This is a genomic window from Haematobacter massiliensis (assembly GCF_000740795.1).
Classification (GTDB): domain Bacteria; phylum Pseudomonadota; class Alphaproteobacteria; order Rhodobacterales; family Rhodobacteraceae; genus Haematobacter; species Haematobacter massiliensis.
On record NZ_JGYG01000005.1, the window covers coordinates 51,204 to 74,633 of the forward strand.

The 23,430-nt window shown below is 65.3% G+C and carries 17 protein-coding genes; 7 read left to right on the forward strand and 10 right to left on the reverse strand.

Annotation, left to right across the window (positions count from 1 at the left end):
* The first annotated feature begins 394 nt into the window (after window positions 1–394).
* From CN97_RS09290 to CN97_RS09315, 6 genes are all read left to right on the forward strand, one after another.
* Window positions 395–1,909 carry an AMP-binding protein gene (locus tag CN97_RS09290; protein WP_035710260.1) on the forward strand — a complete coding sequence of 505 codons (1,515 nt, stop codon included), beginning with the start codon at window positions 395–397 and terminating at the stop codon, window positions 1,907–1,909.
* A gap of 249 nt (window positions 1,910–2,158) precedes the next feature.
* Window positions 2,159–2,773 carry a TetR/AcrR family transcriptional regulator gene (locus CN97_RS09295; RefSeq protein ID WP_169743193.1) on the forward strand — a complete coding sequence of 205 codons (615 nt, stop codon included), beginning with the start codon at window positions 2,159–2,161 and terminating at the stop codon, window positions 2,771–2,773.
* Between the two features lie 149 nt (window positions 2,774–2,922).
* Window positions 2,923–4,500, forward strand: coding sequence for a class I adenylate-forming enzyme family protein (locus CN97_RS09300; RefSeq protein ID WP_035710264.1), 1,578 nt, complete (start codon window positions 2,923–2,925; stop codon window positions 4,498–4,500).
* A gap of 21 nt (window positions 4,501–4,521) precedes the next feature.
* Entirely contained in the window at window positions 4,522–5,730 is a 1,209-nt protein-coding gene (locus CN97_RS09305; protein ID WP_035710266.1) for an acetyl-CoA C-acetyltransferase, read from the forward strand.
* Window positions 5,731–5,744: 14 nt separating this feature from the next.
* Window positions 5,745–7,892 carry a 3-hydroxyacyl-CoA dehydrogenase NAD-binding domain-containing protein gene (locus CN97_RS09310; protein ID WP_035710268.1) on the forward strand — a complete coding sequence of 716 codons (2,148 nt, stop codon included), beginning with the start codon at window positions 5,745–5,747 and terminating at the stop codon, window positions 7,890–7,892.
* Window positions 7,893–7,983: 91 nt separating this feature from the next.
* Window positions 7,984–9,189: an ABC transporter substrate-binding protein gene (locus CN97_RS09315; protein ID WP_051911106.1), complete on the forward strand. Its 1,206-nt coding sequence runs from the start codon at window positions 7,984–7,986 to the stop codon at window positions 9,187–9,189.
* A 48-nt stretch (window positions 9,190–9,237) separates the two neighbouring features.
* Here the strand turns inward: CN97_RS09315 and CN97_RS09320 are convergent, their stop codons facing one another.
* From CN97_RS09320 to CN97_RS09335, 4 genes are all read right to left on the reverse strand, one after another.
* Window positions 9,238–10,356 carry an acyl-CoA dehydrogenase family protein gene (locus CN97_RS09320; protein WP_088217107.1) on the reverse strand — a complete coding sequence of 373 codons (1,119 nt, stop codon included), beginning with the start codon at window positions 10,354–10,356 and terminating at the stop codon, window positions 9,238–9,240.
* A gap of 825 nt (window positions 10,357–11,181) precedes the next feature.
* On the reverse strand, window positions 11,182–15,066 hold the full coding sequence (locus tag CN97_RS09325) for a non-ribosomal peptide synthetase (protein ID WP_051911107.1): 3,885 nt from the start codon (window positions 15,064–15,066) through the stop codon (window positions 11,182–11,184).
* Window position 15,067: 1 nt separating this feature from the next.
* A complete protein-coding gene (locus CN97_RS09330; protein ID WP_035710272.1) occupies window positions 15,068–15,304 on the reverse strand; it encodes a phosphopantetheine-binding protein in 237 nt (78 codons plus the stop codon).
* Window positions 15,301–16,941 carry a (2,3-dihydroxybenzoyl)adenylate synthase gene (locus CN97_RS09335; protein WP_035710275.1) on the reverse strand — a complete coding sequence of 547 codons (1,641 nt, stop codon included), beginning with the start codon at window positions 16,939–16,941 and terminating at the stop codon, window positions 15,301–15,303. The genes CN97_RS09330 and CN97_RS09335 overlap by 4 nt, the downstream gene beginning before the upstream one ends.
* 148 nt (window positions 16,942–17,089) lie before the next feature.
* On the opposite strand from CN97_RS09335, the gene CN97_RS09340 reads away from it, so the two are divergent.
* Window positions 17,090–17,659: a cytochrome b gene (locus CN97_RS09340; protein WP_035710278.1), complete on the forward strand. Its 570-nt coding sequence runs from the start codon at window positions 17,090–17,092 to the stop codon at window positions 17,657–17,659.
* Here the strand turns inward: CN97_RS09340 and CN97_RS09345 are convergent.
* Genes CN97_RS09345 through CN97_RS09370 form a run of 6 tightly spaced genes read right to left on the reverse strand, consistent with a single transcriptional unit; the run spans window position 17,656 to window position 23,407 of the window.
* A complete protein-coding gene (locus tag CN97_RS09345; protein ID WP_035710280.1) occupies window positions 17,656–18,621 on the reverse strand; it encodes a TRAP transporter substrate-binding protein in 966 nt (321 codons plus the stop codon). The genes CN97_RS09340 and CN97_RS09345 overlap by 4 nt on opposite strands.
* 11 nt (window positions 18,622–18,632) lie before the next feature.
* A complete protein-coding gene (locus CN97_RS09350) occupies window positions 18,633–19,889 on the reverse strand; it encodes a TRAP transporter large permease (RefSeq protein WP_035710284.1) in 1,257 nt (418 codons plus the stop codon).
* Window positions 19,886–20,470, reverse strand: coding sequence for a TRAP transporter small permease (locus CN97_RS09355; RefSeq protein WP_051911108.1), 585 nt, complete (start codon window positions 20,468–20,470; stop codon window positions 19,886–19,888). The genes CN97_RS09350 and CN97_RS09355 overlap by 4 nt, the downstream gene beginning before the upstream one ends.
* Window positions 20,467–21,267 (reverse strand): ABC transporter ATP-binding protein, encoded by an 801-nt coding sequence (locus CN97_RS09360; protein ID WP_035710288.1) that lies wholly within the window; start codon window positions 21,265–21,267, stop codon window positions 20,467–20,469. Before CN97_RS09360 ends, CN97_RS09355 begins: the two co-directional genes overlap by 4 nt.
* The gene (locus tag CN97_RS09365) at window positions 21,264–22,304 is read right to left on the reverse strand and encodes a FecCD family ABC transporter permease (RefSeq protein WP_035710291.1); all 1,041 of its coding nucleotides are present in this window, start codon (window positions 22,302–22,304) and stop codon (window positions 21,264–21,266) included. The genes CN97_RS09360 and CN97_RS09365 overlap by 4 nt, the downstream gene beginning before the upstream one ends.
* Complete coding sequence (locus tag CN97_RS09370; RefSeq protein WP_035710293.1) at window positions 22,301–23,407, reverse strand: ABC transporter substrate-binding protein; 1,107 nt, start codon at window positions 23,405–23,407, stop codon at window positions 22,301–22,303. The genes CN97_RS09365 and CN97_RS09370 overlap by 4 nt, the downstream gene beginning before the upstream one ends.
* Between the last annotated feature and the right edge of the window lie 23 nt (window positions 23,408–23,430).

Genomic DNA, 23,430 nt, shown 5'->3' on the forward strand with positions numbered 1-23,430 from the left:
ATTGCTGATCGGCGGAAGCGGCCCTTGCAGCAACCGGCGCGCATACACCCGTCCTCTCTGGCTGTGAACCCATCGTGGGAGCCTCGCCTTTCGACCTGCGGCAGAGGCACCGTCACCAGTTGCTCGGGCCAGATCGGGAAACCGCCGTTGCCTGTCAGTGTGGATAGGCGAAGCTGCACGCGGGTTTCCCGCGTCATCGGCCACATCGGGCGCGCGGCATGGCAAAACCCAAGGGGCCGGCTCCGGGGCGCAACCGCTCACGGCTGACAACGGCCATGCCCAGGAGGGTAGAGAGTTCAGGTAGTCAGCGACATGCGCGGCCGTTAGGGTCGTGAACGGGAGGAAACATCATGCCGAAACACCGATCTGAGCGTATATCATATGGAGCAGCGTCATGAACCCTGCGGAGTGGTTGCTGCGCAGCGCGAGAGTGTCGCCCGACTCGCCGGCCCTGTGCCACGGCGCGAAAATTGTTACGGATTACGCCGGTTTTGCCCGAAGGGCAGGGGCAATCGGGGCAGGATTGCGGGCGGAGGGAGTAGCTCCGGGTGATCGCGTCGCGCTTTTCATGACCAACAGGACGGACTATCTGGAACTGTTGTATGGCGCGCTTTTCGCGGGTGCGCCGATTGTGCCCATCAATGCCAAGCTTCACCCGCGCGAGGCGGCCTGGATCATGGAAGATGCAGGCGCGACAATCGCCTTCGTCTCATCCGACGTGGGTGCCGAACTGGTGCCTCCCCCGGGCTGCCGGGTGATTGTGGTCGGCAGCGCCGAACACGCGCGTCTGCTGGCCAGTGCGCCGCTGACTGAGGCAGAGCCGATGGCCGCCGATGACATGGTCTGGCTCTTTTACACATCAGGCACCACCGGCAAGCCGAAGGGTGTGATCCTGACGGCCGCGAATGTGGAGGCCATGTGCTTCGGCTATCTCGCCGATGTGGATACTGTCTCCTCCGATGACGCGATCCTCTATGCCGCGCCTATGTCGCATGGGGCAGGGTTCTACAACTTTCCGCATATCATGAAGGGCGCGCGGCACATCGTTCCCGAAAGCGGCGGTTTTGATGCCGAGGAAGTGTTCGATCTGGCGGAGCAGACTGGCAACGTTTCCATGTTCGCGGCGCCCACCATGATCCGGCGGCTGATCGACCGGGCGCAGGCGTCCGGGCGCAGGGGCGAGGGTCTCCGCACGATCATCTACGGCGGCGGTCCGATGTATCTCGCTGACATCCTCGACGCGGTGGAGGTGCTGGGGCCGCGTTTCGTACAGATCTACGGACAGGGCGAAAGCCCGATGACCATCACGGTTCTGCCGCGCGAGCTGGTCGCGGACCGCCATCATCCTCGCTGGCGCGAGCGGCTGGCCTCCGTCGGATTCGCTCAGGCTCCCATGCGGGTCCGGGTCGTCGATGAAGCAGGTCACGACCTCCCGCCCGGAGTGACGGGTGAAATCGTGGCCTGTGGCGCGGCTGTCATGGCGGGTTACTGGCAGAAGCCTGAGGCCAGCGCAGAGACGCTCCGGGGCGGCTGGCTCTGGACGGGGGACATGGGGATGATGGATGAAGACGGCTTTCTGACCCTGCAGGACCGTTCCAAGGACGTGATCATCTCCGGCGGGACCAACATCTATCCGCGCGAGGTGGAGGAAGCGCTGCTTCTGCATCCCGCCGTGCATGAGGTCGCCGTCGTCGGGCGGCCCGATCCTGAATGGGGGGAGGATGTGGTCGCATTCGTCACTCCGGCGCAGGGAGTGGAGATAGACCCGGCGGAACTCGACCGTCATTGCCTCGGGCATATCGCCCGCTTCAAACGACCCAAGGCCTACCGTATTGTCGATGGGCTGCCCAAAAACAACTACGGCAAGATCCTGAAGACGGAACTGCGCGCATTGCTCACACAGGATTAGCGGGCCGATGCAAACCGTTCCGGGGGTGTCCTGAGTCGGAGATCTTCTCCACATCTCTGGATATCGCCCCGGAAACCGTAGCTCTCGATCCGTGATCGGGCCGATTTCCGGCATTGTATGTCCGGCTTTTAGGAATCCATTGTTGATGGGGCGCTTTCCCATTGAAGGGGACCATTCGAGCATTTATAAATCAAGCGATTGATTTTGGTACGGGATGTGTCCCCTGCGACCGTCGGAAGGATGCGGATCATGGCGAAACCTGTCAGGCGCCGGGTCGGGCGGCCAAGCCGTGAGGAGAGGGAGGCCACTGCTCCGGGCTTTGACCGGCGTGAACAGATCGTAGCCGTCTCCGCGGCCCTGTTTGCCGAAAAGGGCTACGACCGGACGTCCATGCGCGACATTGCGGCGGCGACAGGCATCCTTTCGGGGTCGCTCTATTACTACTTCAGCTCAAAGAAAGCCTTGTTCGTAGAGGTTTTCAATGCAGGAATGGCTGTATTGACGGCAGGGGCGCGAGCCGCGGCAGCGATGGAGGCCGTCTCGCCCTGGGACCGCCTCGAACGGATCGCCGCCGCGCATTGCCGGGCGCTACTCGAAAACAGCGGGCTGATGATCATGGTCGTACCGCGTTTTCCCGAGGGAATGGATGAATACCGTGCTGAACTCGTCGCAGGCCGCGATGCTTATGAAAGCATCATCGCAGAGGCCGTAAAGGCGCTTGATCTGCCGCCTGACATCGACCCGCAGCTATTTCGTCTGCAGTTCCTTGGCGCGCTGAACTGGTCGCAAAGCTGGTACCGCCAAGGCTTGATGAGCCCGGAGGAGATCGGGATCCATCTGGTCCGAATGCTGCGGCCGAGGTGAGATAGTCAATCCGAATAACACCTTACGCCTGATGGCAGATTTCTCTTTATTTCAAGCAAGTGATTGGTAGAATAATTGGCAAGGGCAGAGTCGCGGGGAGGCGACTGCCTTTGTGTATGGCCGTTTCACGGCTCGGGGGGAGGAAAGGCATGCAGCGTTTCGATGCGGTCGATGTCACATTGCCGGAGATCTGGGCGAGCCACGCGCGGCGTGATCCTCAGAAACCCGCGCTGGTCTGCGACGGGCAGGGGCTGAGTTGGGGCGATTTCAACGAGTCCATGAACCGGCTGGCCAATGCGCTGATCGGGGCGGAGGTGCGCAAGGGCGACCGTGTCGCGGTGCTGGTCTCCTCGTCCATTGCGGCCTGTGTGGCGATGTTCGGTGCGGTGAAGTCCGGGGCGGTCATGGTGCCGGTGTCCGGCATGCTGACGTCGGATCAGATTCTCACGCTGCTTTCGGATTGCGAGGCCTCCATCGTGATCGCCTCTGCAGACCTTCGTTCTCTCGTCGACGCCATCGCGGATCGCCTGCCGATGCTGCGCACGAGCGGACGGATCGGCACCGATTTCGGCGGCGACGGCTGGGTCAAGCTCACGGATTTCTGTGCCGGGGCAAGCGCAGAGGAGCCACGTGTCGCGCTTCGGGGCGATGACGTGTTCAGCATCATGTACAGCTCGGGCACCACCGGCCTGCCCAACGGGGTCGTGCATACCCATGCCGCACGGGTCTATTTCTGCCTATCGAACGGGTTCGAGATGCGCTTCGACGGCACCGCGCGGTCGCTTGTCACGACGGCGCTCTACACGGCGGGCACGTGGCTCATGGTGATGCCGACTCTGTTTGCAGGCGGCACGCTGCATATCCACCGTCAGTTTCGGTCCGATGACTTCCTGGATACGCTGGAGGCGGAGCGGATCACCCACACCTTCACCGTGCCGAGCCAGATCCACCTGATCCTCGCGGGCGAGGGTTTTGCGGCGCGTGATCTGTCGGCTCTGAAGATGATGCTGTCGGCGGGATCACCGCTTCGGCCGGACGTGAAGGAGCACCTGATCGGTTTGATCGGCGCGCGGTTCTTTGAGCTCTACGGCTTCACGGAAGGCTCCTCCACCCTGCTCAGACCGGAGGATCAACTGCGCAAACCGCTCTCGGTCGGCACGCCGCTGATGGGGCAGGAGATGACCATCGTCGATGGCGAGGGCCGGCGTTGCGGGCCAGACGAACCCGGGGAGATCGTCGGTCGCGGGCCTGGCCTGCTGCGGGAATACTACGGCAAGGAAACCGAGACCGAGGCGTCGATCTGGCGGGACGAGGCGGGGCGGACCTTCATCCGCTCGGGCGACGTCGGGCGGATCGACGCGGAGGGGTTTCTCTACATCCTGGACCGCAAGAAGGACATGATCATCTCCGGTGGCCTCAACATCTACCCGACCGATCTGGAGGCCGTGGTGGGCGCGCATCCCGAGGTGCTCGACGTGACGGTGGTGGGGATCGAGCACGAGAAATGGGGGGAGACGCCACTGGCCCTCGTCGTACTGCGCGATGGCGCCGGGGTGACGGCTGGGGCGTTGCTTGACTGGGCGAATGCGCGGCTTGCCAAGCATCAGCGGCTGTGCCGCGTCGACCTGAGGGACGCCTTGCCGCGCAACGCGCTCGGCAAGGTGCTGAAGCGCGAGCTGCGCGACGAATATCGCCGCACCCCGCCCGCCTCCGGCGCGGCGGCGTGAGGATCGGCATGGGAGAACGAGATGTCTGAAGCCCTGATCTATGACCATGTCAGGACACCGCGCGGCAAGGGGCGCCCCGATGGCGCGCTGCATGAGATCACACCGATCCAGCTCGCCACGCAGGTGCTGGAGGCCGTGCGCGACCGCAACGGCCTCGACACCGCGCTGGTCGAAGACGTGGTGATGGGCGTCGTGTCGCCGGTGGGCGAGCAGGGCTGCAACATGGCCCGCGTCGCGGCGCTGCAGGCGGGCTATGCCGAGACGGTGACCGGCTTCCAGCTCAACCGCTTCTGCGCGAGCGGGCTGGAGGCCGTGAACATCGCCGGCGCGCGGGTGAAGTCGGGGGAGGCGGACGCCATTCTGGCCAGCGGCACGGAGTCGATGAGCCGGGTGCCGATCTTCTCCGACGGCGGGGCGTGTTACAGCGACCCGCGCACCAACTGGGACACCTGGTACATCCCGCAGGGCATCGGTGCCGACCTGATCGCCACAATGGATGGCTACAGCCGGGACGATCTCGACGGCTACGCGGCCAAAAGTCAGGCCCGGGCGGCGCAGGCGTGGCAAGGCGGCTGGTTTGACCGCTCGATCGTGCCGGTGCGTGACATCCTGGGAGAGACGGTACTGTCGCGCGATGAACACATGCGCCCCGGCACGACCGCCGCCGATCTGGCGCGCCTGAAACCGGCCTTCGCGGAGAGCGGGCGGCGCGATGGCCTCGACGCCGTGATGCTGCAACGCTACCCGCAGGTGGAGCGGATCGCCCATCTGCACACAGGCGGCAACTCGAGCGGGATCGTTGATGGCGCGGCGGCGGTATTGGTGGGCAATGCGGCCTTCGGTGCCGCATCCGGCCTGAAGTCTCGCGCCCGAATTCGGGCGGCGGGCAATATCGGCAGCGAACCCGCGATCATGCTGACCGGACCTGCACCCGTGTCACGCAAGGTGCTGGCGCGCGCCGGGATGACGGTGGACGACATCGACCTCTTTGAGGTGAACGAGGCGTTTGCCAGCGTCGTGCTCCGCTACATGCGCGAGATGGACGTGCCCCATGACCGGGTGAATGTCGCGGGCGGCTCCATCGCCATGGGCCATCCGCTGGGGGCGACTGGAGCGATGCTCCTTGGCACTGTGCTGGACGAGCTGGAGCGGCGAGACCTCAATACTGCGCTCATCACGCTCTGCGCCGCCGCCGGCATGGCGATTGCCATGATCATAGAGCGCGTCTGATGCCGGAGGTTTCCATGACGACGATTGACTATACGACCGACGCGGACGGGATCGTTACGCTGACCATTGATGTGCCGGGCAGGCCGCTGAACGTGCTGACGCCGGCGTTCCTGGCTGATCTCGGCCGGGCGGTGGATCTGATCGTTGCCGATCCCGCGGTGATCGGCGCCATCCTGACATCCGGGAAGACCTCCGGCTTCATGGCCGGGGCGGATGTGAAGGAGATACTCGCGCTCCATGATGGCGGGATCACCGCGCCGGGTGCAGCACGCTGGGCTGTAGACGCGGCGGCTGTTCTGCGCCGGCTGGAGACCTGTCCGAAACCCATTGTGGCGGCGATGAACGGTCTCGCGCTTGGCGGCGGTTACGAAGTCGCGCTTGCCTGCCATCGGCGTATCGCGCTCGACACGCCTGCAGTGCGGATCGGGCTGCCTGAGGTCAAGCTCGGCCTGCTGCCAGCCGGGGGCGGGACACAGCGACTGCCGCGGATGATCGGCATTGAGGCCGCGCTGCCCCTGCTTCTGGAAGGCATGACCCTGACGGCCACGGACGCACTGCGGTCAGGGTTGGTGGATGATGTCGCGGCCGATCCTGCGGTGCTCATGGACAAGGCACGGGGCTGGTTGCTCACTCGCCCGGCCGCGGTTGCTCCGTGGGATGTGAAGGGTTTCCGCGTGCCCGGCGGGGCGGGGCCGCTCGCCCCCCACGCGGCGCAGAGCTTCATGGCCGGCACCTCACGTCTGAAGGCCACGCGCCGATGCTATCCCGCACCCCTTGCGATCCTGTCGGCGGTCTATGAGGGCACGCAGGTGCCGTTCGACACCGGCATGCGGATCGAGGCCAAGTATTTCGGCACGCTGCTGGCGGACAAGATCGCAGGCAACCTGATGCGCAGCTTCCTGCGGACGGGCGCGGCGCGGAAGCGAGTGTTCGGCGATCCGGCGCGCGCGCCGCTTGCGGTCCGGCGGATCGGTGTTCTCGGCGCGGGGATGATGGGCAGCGGCATCGCGAATGCGGCGGTCGGGGCGGGTGTGGAGGTCATGCTCTACGACGCGGATCCCGCCGCCACCGCGCGAGGCCTTGCCCATGCGCAAAAGGACCGCGCCCGCGCTGTTGCGCGCGGTAGCCTGACCGAGGCGCAGGCGCAGGCGACACTTGCCCGTATCACGCCCACCGAGGATCTTGCAGCTTTCGCAGGCGCCGATCTGATCATTGAGGCGGTCTTTGAGGATCGCGCGGTGAAAGGCGATATCCTGGGCCGCGCGCAGGCAATGCTGGGTGCTGGCGGGTTTATCGCGTCCAATACCTCCACGCTCGCGATAAGCGGCCTTGCGACGGCTGTGGCTGATCCCGCCCGCTTCATCGGTCTCCACTTCTTTTCGCCAGTGGAGCGGATGCCGCTGGTGGAGGTGATCGTCGGGGCCGAAACCTCGGCGGAGACGATCGCCGACGCGCTGGCCTTCGTGGCGAGGCTGAAGAAGACGCCCATCGTCGTGCACGACAGCCCAGGGTTCTACACCAGCCGCGTCTTCTGCACCTATATCGACGAGGCGATGGCGATGCTGGCGGAGGGCATTTCTCCGGCGCTGATCGAAAACGCCGCGCGGATGGCAGGATTTCCCGCGCCGCCGCTGTCCGTAACCGATGAGGTGTCGCTCGATCTGCAGGCCCGTGTGATCGGTCAGGCAAAGGCGGATCGGCTCGACGCGAGGTTCCTGCGCGCTCATGCGGAGCCGGTGGTCGCGCGGTTCAACACGCTCGGTCGTCTCGGCCGGAAGACGGGCGGCGGCTTCTATGACTACGCCGCAGATGGCGGCAAGCAACTCTGGCCCGGCCTTGCGGACCTGTTCCCCCAGGCCGCAGATCAGCCGACGGCAGAGGCGGTTGGCAAGCGTCTTCTGTACGTCCAGGCACTGGAGAGTGCCCGCTGCCTGGCCGAAGGGGTGATCGATGACGAGGCGACCGGTGATATCGGCTCCGTGCTGGGCATTGGTTATCCCGCCTGGACGGGCGGGGCGTTGTCGCTGATCTCCACGATCGGTCCGGAGCGCTTTGCCGCAGAATGCGCAGGGCTCGCGCAATCCTGCGGCGCGCGCTTCTCCCCGGATGATGTCGTGATCGCCGGCGCGGTTGCAGCGGCATCCCGGGCGCGTGCGGCCTGAGGCACGAACTTATCGAACGGCCGATTGATCAAAATTGAGGATCGGATAGTGTCATCTGGCAGGCGGGGAGGTCTGCCGAGGGAGGAAGAAAATGAAGAAGATCATGACTTGTGCGGCAGCCTTGTCCGTCGGGGCTACCATGGCGATGGCAGACATGACGAACGGAGAGATTACCGTCGTCGTTCTGACCGACATGAGCTCCAGCTACTCCGATACGTCGGGGCGGGGATCGGTGGCAGGGGCGGAGCTGGCGGTGGAGGACTTTGCCCGGGAACATCCCGATATAAAGGTGCGCGTGCTGAATGCCGACCATCAGAACAAGGCCGATATCGGGGTCCTCAAAGCACGCGAGATGATAGATACCCAAGGTGCCGACGTCTTCGTCGACATCTCCAACTCGGCGGTGAGCCTTGCCGTGCAGAGCATTGCCCGGGATGCGGACCGCGCGGTGATCCATGTCGGGTCGGCCACGGCGGCGATCTTTGGCGAGGCCTGCTCCCCGACAGGCGCCATGTGGCTCTATGACACGGATTCGCTGTCAGAGGGACTGGGCCGCGCGATCATCGCCGAAGGCGGTGACAGCTGGTTCTTCATCAGCGCCGACTATGCCTTCGGCAAGGCGATGGAAGCCAGCATGACCCGCATCCTGGGCGAGATGGGCGGCACGGTAAAGGGCGCGGTCCGCCATCCCATCAACAACACGGACTATTCCTCCTTCGTCCTGCAAGCTCAGGAATCGGGCGCCAAGGTCGTCGGCTTCTTCAACGCCTCCGGGGACACGGTCAACTCCCTCAAGGCGGCGGGCGAATTCGGCCTGGCGCAGCAGGGTCAGAAGATGGCCGCGCCGCTCTTCTACATCCAGTCGGCCAAGGCGGTCGGCCCGGAACTGGCGCAGGGGCTGCAATACATGGCGGGCTACTATTGGGACCGTGACGAGCCAAGCCGGGCCTTTGCCAAACGCTTCAGCGAGAAGATGGGAGGAGGCGTGCCGTCGGAGGCTCATGCCGGCACCTATAGCGCGACGCTCCACTACCTGCGCGCCGCGGCCGAGGCCCAGACCGACTCCGGCAAGGCGGTCATGGCCAAGATGAAAGAAATGCCCGTCGATGATTTCTTCGCCCCGGGTGCGATGGTTCGCGCCGACGGACGGCTCCAGAACGACATGTATCTGGTCGAGGTCAAAAGCCCGTCCGAAATCACCGGCGAGTGGGATATCCTGAAGGTCATCCGCACCATGCCGGCGAAGGAAATCCTCGTGCCGCTCGAAAAGAGCAAATGCCCGCTCGTCACCAACTGACAGAAGCGGAGCGGAATGGCTGGAGCCGGGTCTCCAGCCATTCCCGTATCAAAGCGACCGGGAGATCAGTTCCTTCATGATCTCGTTCGTGCCTCCGTAAATGCGTTGTACGCGGGCGTCGGCCCACATGTGGGAAATCGGATATTCCACCATGTAGCCGTAGCCGCCGAACATCTGGAGGCAACCGTCGATGATGCTGCCCTGCTTCTCTGTGAGCCAGAACTTCGCCATGGCTGCCGTCGTGTCGTCGAGGGTGCCGTCCAGCAACCGGCGGATACAGTCGTCCACGAACACGCGGCCTATCCGCGCCTCCGTCCGATATTCGGCGAGTTGAAAGCGGATCGCCTGATTGTTGAACACCGGCGCACCGAAGACCTTGCGCTCCTTGACATAGGCCGTGGCAAGGTCGAGCGCCGTTTCCGCCGCCGCGATGGCCTCCACCGCGATGATGAGCCGCTCTCGCGGGAGCTGAGCGCGCAATTGGGCGAAACCTTCGCCCTCCCGGCCAAGAAGATTTTCCGCTGGAACCTCCGCCGCGGCAAAGAACAATTCGGCGGTGTCCTGGGCATGCCAGCCGATCTTCTTCAGATTTCGCCCCCGGCTGAAGCCCGGTGTGCCCTCCTCGACCCCGATGAGGGAGAGGCCGCGGGAGCCTTCACCCGGTCCCGTCTTCGCAACGACAAGTATCAGCCCGGCGTTGTGGCCGTTGGTGATAAAGGTCTTCTGGCCGTCAAGGATATAGCGGTCGCCATCCCGCACCGCCCGTGTCCTTATCGCCTGCAGGTCGGAACCGGTTCCGGGTTCCGTCATGGCAACGGCCCCAACCAGTTCGCCGGTTGCCAGCCGGGGCAGCCAGCGCATCTTCTGTTCTTCGGTGCCGTAGTGAAGGATGTAGGGCGCAACGATGCCATTGTGGAGCGGGATGCCGAAATCGAGGAATCCGATCCGCGCCAGCTCTTCCATGATGACGACCTCATACCGGAAATCGCCGCCTGCACCGCCATATTCCTCCGGCATGCTCGCGCAGAGCAGCCCCCGCTCACCCGCCTTGCGCCACACCTCACGGGGAACTGACTGCCCGTCCCGCCATTCCTGCATATGAGGCACCACCTCTCGCTGCAGAAAACGTTCAAGAGACCGGCGGAATTGCTCGATTTCGTCCGACATGGTCCTATGCTCCTCCGGCCATGAAACTGTCAGACGAAATTATCGGCCAATCGTTTGGTTTGTAAAGTACGCGCTCCCGGTCATTGATCGGAGAGTTCCGACACAGTGCCGCCGAACCGATGCTGTATGGACGGCAGGGAAGCCCTTCATCCGCTCGGTGAAGAGCATCAGGGTCGCTGCAAGAACCTATCATTCATCGGCCGTCGCGCTGGTGCAACTCAGATGGCGACACGCCGTGCAATCTGAGAGATAAAGCCGTAGCCGAGCATGCGGGCGCCGTCCGGCCTTTTCGGATAATGCCTGTCGGAGCGCAGATACCGAAGGATGTTTATCTCGCGCGCTCCTGTCGGGCAGCGAGAGGGGTCGGCGGCGCCATGCTGATCCAGACATCTTCGCCAGAGGCCTGCGGTCTGCCGAAGGCTCCGGCGACATCTCGCAAGGGGCGACGTCGGCAAGTTGCAGACCTGCCTGCTCCAGAGAATGCGCAAGAAGGCAGGTCTAGAAACGAACTGTCGATCAACCCGCCGCGCTTTCCCTTGAGTTAGCCCCTGTCTCGGAAAGGGGCCTTTTCGGCGCGGCAGGTGCGATCTGTCACCTGTCGCATCAGGGAATCACGCGTCATGCCGATTGTCATGCCCTTCGCCGGGTTGAATGACCTGCGGAGCGACACTGCACAGCAGGCGAGGTCTCCCCGGCGATGGTCGACTCATATAGTGTCTGGCGACAATCTCGACAGTTGGTCCAGGCTTCAGTCAGCGCCGCAGGCGGTGCAGGTTTCAACGAATCCAGAGCGACTGGTATGCCGCAGCATGTGCTTTCCCGCCGTCAGTCGAACTCTCGAATCCGGCGGACGAGTTCGGGGCCGATGAGGGCGGAGATTTCGGGCGATGTCATCTGGGAGTGCAGGCAGGGCGCATCAAGCAGATCGAGGGTCTCTGCATAGGCGTGCCACATCTCGGGCCTGAGCGGCCTGCCGGCGTGGTCCTGCGCGGCGCGGATATGGGTGATGGTTGCCGGCAAGGGCGTGTGATAATGGTTGCGAACGAGGCGGTTCGTATCGGTCACCGTCCGCACCACCCCGTCGAGCGTCCGTTCAGGCAGGCTGCCCAGGGCGGTATCCCCGGCGCGGAGAAAGGCAACGACGGCTTCCCGCGTCGCAAGCTCGGGATAGGCTTCCGGATCGTAACCAGCGATAGCCAGAAGCGCGCGCAGCGCAGCCACGGGATCGGGATCGGGCTCATCGCGCCAGCAATCCGCGGGATAACTGTCGAGCAGCGCGACCAGCCCCGTCTCACGCCCGATCTGCGTCAGCGCAACGGCCATTTCTTGCGCGATGAGACCTCCGACCGACCAACCTGCCAGATGCACCACACCTTCCGGCTGGAGTTCCGAAACCCGGAGAATGTAGCGACGGGCCAGCGCCGCAAGGCTCTCCGGCATGGGTTCGTCCGGGTCAAGGCCCGGGTGCTGAAGCCCCCAGACCCGTCGCTCGGGCGCGATGTGTCGGGCAAGCGCGCGGTAACCCCAGGCGATGCCGCCCGCGGGATGGATCACGAAGAGCGGCGACCTTTCCGTGTCGCCATCAGCCAGCAGCAAGACTGGCCCAAGGCCATCATCCCTGGGCCGGGCAGCATCCAGAGCGGCAGCCAAGCTGGAAAGCACCGGATGCTCAAAAACGGTTCCCAGCCCGCAATCCCGCCCGGTCTCCTCCTCGATCCGCAAGGCCAGTCGCACGGCCAGGAGGGAATCTCCGCCCAGGGCGAAGAAATCAGCCTCCGCCGGGAGGGGGCCATGAAGATGCAGAACCTCGGCGAAGAGGTTTGCCAGCAGGGTTTCGGTGGGCGTCTGCACCGGCCGGCCGGTCGCGACGAAATTCGGCACGGGCAGGCTCTTGCGGTCGAGCTTGCCGTTGGCGGTGACGGGAAGCGCATCGAGCGGCACTTCGGCGGCAGGCACCATGTAAGCGGGCAGCTGCGCTGCCAGCCGGGGCATGAGCGCACCCGGCGCATAGCTGTCCGTGGGCACGAGATAGGTGACCAGCCGCTTCTCTCCGGCATGATCCTCCCGCGCCACGACAACGGCCTCGCGCGCGAGGCCCGTCGCCATGATCGCCGCCTCGATCTCGCCCAGTTCGATCCTGAGACCCCGGACCTTCACCTGCTGATCCGATCGCCCAAGGTAGACGACCGCCCCGTCGGGCCGGAGCCGGGCGAGATCGCCGGTAGCATAGAGCCGCCCCCCCGGATGGCGCGGATCGGCGAGGAACCGGGCATCGGTCAGGTCCGGGCGGCCCAGATAACCGCGTGCGAGTTGCACACCGCCAAGATAAAGGTGCCCCGCAAGGCCGGGCGGCACAGGCCGCATCCGATCGTCCAGAACGTCGAGCCGGGTGTTCCAGACCGGAAAACCGATGGGCAGAGGGTTGGTGCGGTCCGCTGCGGGTGCAGGCCAGTAACTCACGTCCACCGCCGCCTCGGTCGGGCCGTAGAGGTTGTGCAGCTCTGCCGAAATGCGCCGATGGAAGCGGTCGCGCTGTTCAGCGGTCAGCTCTTCGCCCGAACAGAACACCCGGCGCAACGAAACGCCTTCGGAGGCCGGGACCGCGAGAAAGGCCGACAGCATGGAGGGCACGAAATGCAGCGTCGTGATGCCATGCCGGCGGATCGCGGCCGCGATGGCCGCAGGATCCCGGTGCGCACCGGGTGGCGCCATGACGAGCTCCGCGCCAGCGATCAGGGGCAGGAAGAACTCCCAGACCGAGACGTCGAAGGTCGCGGGCGTCTTCTGAAGGATCCGGTCGTCTGACCCGATACCGTAATGCTCACGCATCCAGAGGAGCCGGTTCACGATGGCCCTGTGCTCGATCACCACACCCTTCGGCTCACCCGTCGAGCCAGAGGTAAATATTACATAAGTCATATTATCCGCGGCGACCTCGCTCCGCGGCGCTTCACCCTGCGCAGGCCAGTCGGAAACCAGCAGAAGCGGCGTGCCCGGTGGAAACAGGCCGGCGTTCTCCGCCGTTGTAAGGACGACGACGGGTGCCGCCATTTCCAGGATGCGCGCGATCCGCCTTGGGGGATGCTCCAGGTCGAGGGGCAGATAAGCGGCCCCAGCACGCAAGATGCCGACCAGCGCCACGGGGAGTTCGGCAGACCGCTCAAGAGCCACCGCCACGATCCGCTCCGACCCCGCTCCCAGCCGCGCGAGTTCGGCGGCGAGGGCATCGCTGCGCCGCTTGAGTTCCGCATATGTCAGGGTGCTGGAGCCGAAGGTGATCGCAGGCGCATCGGGCGTCGCAGCCATCTGCGTCTCGATCAGCGCGGTGAGCGTCGTTTCCGGCAGCGGGACCCGCGCGGCTTCGGCACGAGCATCCTGAAGGTCGATTTCCTCCCGAGTCGCGGTGGCCACATCCGCGAGCCGTTCGGCAGAAAGGCCGTTCTGCAGGAACGCAACCATCCGGTCCGAATGGGCGGCGATCTCCTCGGCAGTGTAGAGATCAGGATTGGCGTCAATCTCAAAGAGAAGGCCCGACCGCGCATCGCCCCGGAACGTCATCGTGAGATCGTCCACGGCGCCCGCGCCGAGAATATGCAGCCCCACCTCCAGCCCGGCAAACACCGGCGGCAGGTCGAAGGGCTGCACATTGACCAGCGGCCCGTAAAGCCGCCGCGCTCCGCCGATCAAGCCCAGATCCCGGCGCAGCTGCTCACTCCGGTAGCGTCCATGGCGACGCGACTGCAGGAGCTGTTTCGCCACTCCGGTGAGCCAGTCCGGCAACAGCGCATCCTCATCAGCCGTGAGGCGCAGGGGCAGGACGTTCATCACGGTACAGGGCAGCCGGGCGGCCTTGCTGCCCATGCGCGCCATGAACGGCACACCCAGCACCACCTCCCCATCAGACCAGCGGGCCAGATAGGCGCCTGCGAGTCCCGTCAGCACATCGGGCCATGTCAGCCGGTGGCGCGCCGCGAAGGCAGTGAGCTCCGCCTGCAACGCATCGGACAGCCAACGGCTGTGACGGAGGAAGGTGTGCCCTGAAACCGCCCGCCCCGGCGCAGGTCCGGTCACTTCCGGCAGATCGGCGAGGGTCTGGCGCCACCAGTCGCGATCAACCTTCCGGCGCGGTGAACTCCGGTAGTCCGCGTCCTCCTCCAGAGCACGCGCGAGAGCAGGGAAGGCGGCGGGCGGCGGCGCACCCGTCACCAGCGCCGAGTAATGCTCTCCGATGCGGTTCGTGATGAGCACCATGCCGTAGCCGTCACAGGCGAGGTGGTGGATCCGCTCATAGAGCAGATGCCGCCCGTCCGGCAGACGAAACAGTGTGAAGGCCGCGACCGGCTCCGCCGCGAGGTTCAGCGGCCGGTCACTGTCGGTCTTCATCAGCCTCCGGGCTTCGGTTTCGGCATCAGCGCTATGGGTAAGGTCCATGATCGTCAGAGCCGGGCCTTCGCTGTGACGCCACTGCACAGGCCCCTCCGGGGTTGCGCGGAACCGCAGATGCAGCGCCTCCGTCTCCCGGATCGTGCGGGCGACAGCTGCACGGAGCGCCGTGAGGTCAAGTATCCCCGTCAGCTCCAGATATTGCCCGGTGTTGAGAATGGGGTTCGCAGGATCGAGCGCCTGCGCATACCACAACCCCTCCTGCGCTTCCGTCAGGGAATGATCTTGCCCCGGCACGGCGGGCGGCAAAAGGCTCTGGTCAGTCATGTCAGCCGGCAGCCTGATGCTGGGAGATGACGGTCCACCATCCGCCCAGGGTCTCGTATTCGGCAAGCATCCCGAAATCCGCGGTCAGCCCCGCCTGCTCCCAGCCGAGGATAAGTGTCATTAGCCGCATGGAATCCAGCCCCAGATCGGGGAGGTTGTCATCATCGCCGATCTCGGATGGATCGACATAAAGCACATCTGCGATGTCCTTGCGCATGCGCTCGAGGGTCAGGGTCATGCGGTCTTCTCTCCATTCAGATATTCGGCCCGTAGCGCGGCGCGGAGCGCCTTGCGGCTGACCTTGCCGACAGCGGTGGATTCAAACGCGGTCACAAAGATCACCTGATCGGGCACCTTGAAGTCAGCAACGCCCCTTGAACGCATGAAGGCGCGGATTCCGGCGGCCTTCGGGCGCTCCTCACCGGAGGGGATCACAAAGGCGCAGCTCCGCTCCCCCAGATAGGCGTCCGGGATCGAAACCACCGCTGCATCAAAGACCCCCGGATGCGCCAGAAGGTGATCCTCGATCTCCTCGGCCGAAATCTTTTCGCCCGCGCGGTTGATGTGGTCGCCCGACCGCCCCTGCACCACCAGATAGCCGCCCGGAAGCCGCTTCACGATATCGCCCGTACGGTAGAACCCGTCGGGCGTAAAGCTGCGGGCATTGGCGGCGGGTTCGTTGTGATAGGCGCGGATCGTGTAGGGTCCGCGGGTCAACAGATGCCCCGCCTCCCCCTCCGGCACCGGGTTGCCCTCGTCGTCGAGCACCAGAACTTCGTCATCCGGGCTGATCGGGCGGCCCTGCGTGTTCACGATGATCTCCTCGGGATCGTCGAGGCGCGTGTAGTTCACCAGCCCCTCCGCCATGCCGAAAACCTGCTGGAGCGCGCAGCCCAGCACCGGCCGGACGCGCGCCGCTGCTTCGGGCAGGAACTTCGCCCCCCCGACCCCGAGCACCTGGAGGCTGGACAGGTCATGCTTCGTCCCGGGCGCGGCCTGCATCCACAGAAGCGCGAGCGGGGGGACGAGGCCGGTGATCGTCACTCCTTCCCGCTCGATCAAAGCGAAAGCGGTGGCGGGGCTCGGATCGGGGCTCATCACCACCCGCCCCCCGGCATAGAGTACCCCGAAGACGCCCGGCGAGCTCATGGGGAAGTTATGCGCTACGGGAAGCGCGGCGAGATAGACCGTATCGGCACCCAGACGACAGATCTCGGCGCTGGCGCGGAAGCTGTAGATGTAATCGTCATGCGTGCGGGGAATGAGCTTGGACAGGCCAGTGCTGCCACCGGAAATCTGCAGGAACGCGACGGCGGCCGGGTCCACTTCGGGGAGTGGTGTCTCGCCTGGCATCAGGGCATCGAACGATAGATGCGGCCCCGGATCGCCGACCACGATCACATGGGCAAGCGCCGGTACCTCGGTCTGCACCGTGCTGGCCAGCGCACGGTAGTCGAACCCGTCCATCTTGTCGGCCACCACCAAGGCCTTGGCGTGTGATCGGCGGGCAAAATGTATCAGTTCCGTCTGCCGATGCGCGGGCAGCGCGTAGACCGGGATCAGGCCCGCAAGAAACAGCCCGAAGACCACCGGGAAAAACCCGGCGACATTCGGGATCTGCACGATCACCCGGTCTCCCGGAGTGAGCCCCAGCCCAAGAAAGCCGGACGCTGCGGCTTCTGCCCGGGCCAGCAACTCACCATAGGTCCAGCGTATCTCGCCGTCCACGACAGCCACGCGGCCGGGATGCTCGGTCGCCCGTTCCCGCAAGACGCCGCCCATCGTTTCACCGCGCCAGTACCCCTTATCGCGGTAGTGTGCGGCAACCTCCTGCGGCCAAACCTGGCGCGGCGCGTCTTGGTCGGATTGCACCATGCGTCATACCTGCTCTTTGGATGGCCAGCGGCCCGGCTCAGGCGGCATAGCCGCACAGACTAAAACAGTCAACTTTGCGTGCGGAGCGTTGCGGGCCAGAAGGATCAGTGGCATCACCATTGGCAACCCCCTCGAACGAGATCCGCCGATGCCCTCCCCTACAGTTCCCCTGCGCGACACGCCGACCGTCTACGGCCGGATCACGCGAGCGCTCCACTGGTCCATCGCCGCGCTGGTTCTGTGGCAACTGTTCGGCATGACGCTCCGGCTGATATTCGGACGCCAGCCATTCGTATCCTTCTTCGTCGGGTCGCATCAGCCGGTCGGCACCGTGCTTTTCGTGCTCATCCTCCTTCGGGTGATATGGGCCTTTGCCAACCGCGATAACCGGCCTTCGCATGGAGCGGGTCTGGTCGGGATCGGGGCGCGGCTCGGGCACTTGGCACTGTATGCGGTGATGCTCCTGGTGCCGTCGCTGGCGCTCCTGCGGGCCTGGGGTTCGGACCGGGCCTTCGCACCCTTCGGCGTTCAGGTTTTCCCAGCGCAGACGCCGCCGGTGGACTGGGCCGTGGGGCTGGGCGATGCGCTGCATGGCGAACTTGGCTGGGTTCTGGCACTGCTCATCCTGGGCCATGTCGTCATGGTCGGCCTGCATGAGGGGATGTGGCGCGACGGGACAATGGCGCGGATGGCAGGCACCCGCGCGCTGCGCCGTTAGCGCCTCTTCGCCTCGTTCTCCAGATCGATGAGCAGCGGCATTTTCTCCCGCCAGGCCGCGTACCAGCTTTCCACGGCACCGCCGAATATTTCCGGCCCGGCTTCCACCAGCGGTGCGCCGGCCTCCTTCAGCTTCGCGCGGTAGTCCGCGTCGATACCGGCATAGGCCGCGCGGATATGCGCCGCCTCCTCTCCGACCAGCCGCGTGATCAGGGCCCGGTCCTCCTCAGGCAATGTCCGCCATTTCCGCCCCGAGGCGACGGCGAACATCGGGAAGATCGCGTGCCGGCTATCCAGCACCACCGCCGAATAGTCCTGGAAGCGATTGTTCCAGGTGCCCTCAAGGTCAATCTGCATCCCGTCGATCTGGCCGTTGGAATAGGCGTCAAACAGTTCGGGAAGCGGGAGGGGCGTGGGGGCGGCACCGGCACGGGTCCAGAAGTCCATCTCCTGCGCCAGAGGCACAGTACGGATCTTGCGCCCGGCAACGTTGCCTCCTTCGGGCAGCGGCTTGGAAAGCAACACGATCCGCATCTCCGCCATGCCATATCCAAGACCCTTCAGACCCAGCGCGCCGAGCTTTTCCTGCAACGCGGTGGCGGTAGGCCCCTCCAGCAGCTTCGCAGCGCTTTCGGCATCGGGCACCAGATAGGGGGCCGTCAGGATGCCAAAATCCGCATCGCGGTTGGCAAGCTCCCCGACCGTCAGGAAAGCAAGGTCTAGCGCCCCCGTCTGGAGCTGCTGGAGCATCTGCGCCTCATTCCCCAGCTGGCCTGAGGGAAAGACCGCGAGTTTTATCCGGCCCTCCGTCTCCGCCGAAATCCTGTCCGCCAACGCATTGGCCGATCGTGTCCATTGATGCGGCGGCGGAGTGACCATGCCGATGCGCATATCCTGCGCGCCCGCCGGTACAGACAGCGTCACGATGGCCAGCAGACCCGGGACCCACTTTGGAAAACGCATGTTCTATACTCCTAGCCTGCGTTGATGGCAGCGATCAGCGTCATCCCCGCAAGGACCGCGATCACCCCCGCGAAGAACGGAACAAGCAGCCATGACAGCCGCTCGGCGCTGACCCCTGTCAGAAGCGACGCGGTGTAAAGCCCTGCGCCCACCGGCGGGGTCAGCAGGCCCAGCGTCAGGTTGAGGCAGAGGATCACCCCGAAGGTCACTGCATCAATGCCATAGACATCGGTCGCCACCGGAAGGAGGACGGGTGCGATGAGGATGATCGCCGGAATGGGTTCGAGCACCGTTCCCAGCAGCAAGAGCAGGATGTTGAGCAGAATAAGGAAGGCCAGCGGGGAAGAAGCCATCTCCTGCATCCAGTTCGCAGCTTGCGCGGGCAGGCCGGCGAAGGTCACGACCCAACCGATGATCTGCGCGGCCGCGACAAGAAAGAGCACCGCGCCGGAGGTTACAGCAGTCCGTACAAAGACCTGCGGCAGATCGGCGAGACGAAGCTCCCGGTAAACCAGCGCCCCGATCAGCATCGCGGCCAGAGAGGCGATCGCCGCGGATTCCGTGGGTGTAGCGATGCCCGTCAGGATGGAACCCACGACGATCAGCGGCACCGCGAGCGCAGGGAGTGCCTGCCACCCGGCACGGAGCCTCCCACGGAGGGGTTGCGATGGGACGCGGGGCAGATTGTGCCTCCACCCCAGCCCCGCGATGATGAGGGCAAAGACCGCCGCCATCGCCAGCCCCGGCACGATCCCGGCCACGAAAACGTCCGCCACGGGAACCTGTGCCACGGTCGCGTAGACGATCAGGTTCATGGAGGGCGGAATGACAGGGGCGAGCAAGCCGCCTGCCGCTGTGACAGTGGTCGCGAGATCGCGCGGATAGCCTGCGCGTTCCATCTCCGGCACCGCGAGCCGTGACATCACGGTCAACTGCGCCACGGTTGATCCGAGAACCGTCGCCATCAGAAGGTTGGCCAGCAGATTGACATAGGCGAGACCGGCGCGCACCGGCATCATCATCGCCTGAGCCAGAGCAAGGAGTCGCCGCCCGATGCCTCCCGCGCCCATCAATTCTCCCAGCAGGATGAAAAGCGGCAAGGCAAGCAGCCCGTAGCTTTCGATCCCCGCAAAGAGCTGCTGCGGGAAACTGTCGAGCAGCACCGCATTGCCCCCCGCGACGATCAGGATCAGCGCCACGCCGATCAGCACAAAGGCAATCGGCGCGCCGATTGCCAGCAGGACGATGAATGACAGCCCGGCGGTCATGCCTGCCTCCTCAGTTCGGTCAGATCGGCGGAGAGGGCCGCGAGCGCGTGGATCGCCCCTGTCATGCAGGTCATCGGCACGATCAGCCAGAACCAGAACTTCGGCACGCCCAGGGTGAGCGTCGGGTCGGTGTAGATGAAGTTGAACGTATCGCTGGCAAGCGCCGCGCCGGACCCTGCACGGAGAAGGCCGGGCAGGTCGAACCAGCGCCAGATAAGCCACCCCATCACCACGAAGAAGACCATCACCAGAAGGTCGCTCAGCAGCAGCAGCCAGGCCCGCCCGCGGCTGCTCAGACGCTCTGGCAGGAGCGCGACTGCCATGTGGCTGCGGGTGGCGATCCCGAGCGAGGCACCCAGAAATGCGACCCAAACCATCAGGTGCACGGCGAGTTCGTCCGTCCAGATCAGCGGCTGCCCGAGCGTGCGCGACACCGATCCCGCGAGCAGCGACAGGCAGATCGCCGCGACAAGCGCACCACCGAGCGCCATTTCGGCCTGCGCGACGCGCCGGCTGATGCGGCCCGGGAGAGCCGCGCGGATACCGGGCTCATACCCGACGGCATCATTGTTCAGGCTCATTCGGCCGCATCCTTCTGTCGGGGGGATGAAGGCAGTTCCTCATCCACCAGCACCATCAGGCGACCGCGCGAACAGCGCTCCACGCGCGCACTGACGCCATAGACCTCGGCCAGCATGGCAGGCGTAAGCACCTCCTCGGGGCGCCCGGCGCTGTAGAGGCACCCCCGTCGCAGCATCACCATGTTGTCCGACCACTGCGCCGCGAGGGCCAGATCATGCAGAACGGCGATGACCGTCCGCCCCTCCGCGGCAAGGCGGCGCACCTCCGCGAGAAGACGCGCCTGATAAGCAAGGTCGAGCGCACTGGTCGGTTCATCCAGAAGCAGCACCCGCGGGTTGCGGACGATGGCCTGCGCAAGCCCGACCATCTGGCGCTGCCCGCCCGAGAGGCTGTCCACCGGCTCGAGGGCGAAGTTTCCGATCCCCAACCGATCGAGCGTTGCCATCGCGACGGTTTCCGCAGCACCCCGAACCTGCTCGCCGCCCGCGCGCAGCGCTGCAATGATGCTCTCCAGCACGATGAGCGAGGAACCGGTAGCCAATGATTGTGGCATGAAGCCCAGGAGCATCGCGCGCTTCGATCCGGGCAAGCGGTGGAGATCCTGACCATTGAGCGTCACCCGACCGCGATAGGGCAGAAGTTGCGCCACCGCGCGGAGCAGCGTGGATTTCCCCGCGGCGTTCGGCCCGGCAAGCACCGTCAGCTCGCCCTCCCGGAGCGGCGGCAGGGTTAACCCGTCCAGCACCCGCCGGGCACCGAATTGGACGGAGAGATCGCTGACTTCCAGCCCGGTCATCGTGCCTCCCTGCCCCGCAGGATCAGCCAGAGGAAAATCGGCAGGCCGATCAGCGAGGTGACAAGCCCGATCGGCAGCAGAACTCCCGGCGCGACGAGTTTCGACAGGGTGGAGGCCAGCGACATCACCAATGCACCGGTGAGCAGACTGGCGGGCAGGAAGAAGCGGTGATCTTCACCGACCAGCATGCGCGCGATATGCGGGCCGGCGAGGCCCACGAAGCCGATCACCCCGACCATGGAGACCGCGCCCGCCGCCAGCAGGCTCACCCGGATCAGCGTCCAGCGGCGGAGCGCAGTGACATTGACACCAAAGCTGCGCGCCTGCTCCTCTCCCATGCGGAGGGCAGTGAGCTGCCACGCCGCCCGGAAGGAGAAGGGCAGTGTCACCGCGAGCAGCAGCGCAAGCAGCGCCACGCCCGGCCAGCGGCTCGAAGCCAGGCTGCCCATGGTCCAGAAGACGAGCTGCTGGAGCGCATCCGGTGAAGCCACGAACTGCACCAGCGACAGAAAAGCGGCAGCGGTGAAATTCAACGCGATACCGAGGAGGACGAGCACCTCCGTCCCGCCTCCGCGAAGCCGGCCCAACGTCTGGAGCAGTGCAAGCGCCCCGAGCGCGAAGAGAAAGGCATTGGCCGAAACGCTCCATGCCGCCGGTAGAAACGGCAGGCTGATGCCCAGCACGATGGCCAGCGCCGCACCAAGCGCCGCGGCGGAGGAGACGCCCAGCGTGAACGGCTCGGCCAGGGGGTTTTCCAGCACCGTCTGCATCTCCGCCCCCGCCAGCGCCAGAGCCGCGCCGACGCAGAGCGCCATCACGGCCACCGGGAGCCGCACATCCCAGACGATAACCCTTGCCCCGCGCGACACATTCTCCGCGCCAGTCAGCACACGCACCGTCTCGGAAAGGGTCAGCCCCGCCGGCCCTGTGGACAGGTCGATGAGAAGGGCCACCACCGCGAGCAGCCCAAGGAGGACCACCAGCGCCGCACGACGGCGGTTCCGCTGCCGGTAGCGATCAAGCAGGAGCGCCGTCATCGACGCGGAACCACCCACCAGGTTCCCGGCACGGAAACCGGCGCGAAACGGGTCTCGATCTCGGCCCGCGTGGCGGCGGGATCAACATCGCCGAAGAGGTCGGGGTGGAAGGTGCGGGCCAGGTACTCGATCAGCGCGATATGGGCCGGCGTGTCGTTGAAGAGGTGCCACACACCTGCGACATGCCCGTCTTCCACCGCGCGCAGAGAGGCGAAACCGGGTGCGTTGACGAGCGTGTCGAAGCTCTGCTGCGCGGTTTCCGCCTCAACCAGCGGCCCCAGAACCAACCCGCCGCGGGAGGCCATATGCGTGCCCCCTGTGGCGATGTAGAAATCCGGGTCGGCGGCGATCAGGAATTCGAGGCTGACATTGCCCAAAACACCCTTCACCAGTTCGCCGCCGATGTTCTCCCCGCCGGCAGTCGTGATGAAATCATGGAAGACGCCGGTACCGACGGTGGAGCAGCACCCCTGCGCGGCGGCATGAACATGGAAGAAGACGCGCGGCCGCGGGATGGCCGGGTCAGCCAGCCGGTCGCGGATACGGTCCAGGCGGGTTTCATAGAACAGCGCGAACTCCTCCGCCCGGTCCGACGCTCCGGTGAGCGTGCCAAGAAGGCGGAGGCTGGACATGGAATTCTCAAGCGGATGGGAGAAGAAATCGACGTAAGCCACGGGAATGCCAGCGGCTTCCAGTTGGCCCCGCGCGACCTCCATCGCCTTGTCGGCGGCATCGACGAGCGAAAGGACCACCAAGTCGGGGTTGAGCGCCACGATGCTCTCCACCGAAATGTCACGGTTGCCGGAGCCCACTGGGCGGATGGCGTCGATTGCCGGAAACTTCGCGCGATAGGCGTCCAGCGTCGGTTCATCCAGCCCCTTGTCAAGCCGCCAGCCGGTAACAAGCGCCACGGGATCGTCATGGATCAGGCCAAGAACGGCCATATGCCGCCCCTCTCCCAGCACGATCCGCCGGGCCGGCTCCGGCAGCGCCACCTCACGGCCCAGTATGTCGGTGGCCTTGACCTCCGCCGACAGGGGCTGGGCGATGACTGCAGCGGCCAGCGTGAACACGGCGACGCATAGGGCGTGAAGGCGGACCATGTCAGGTCTTTCGTAGGGCGCCG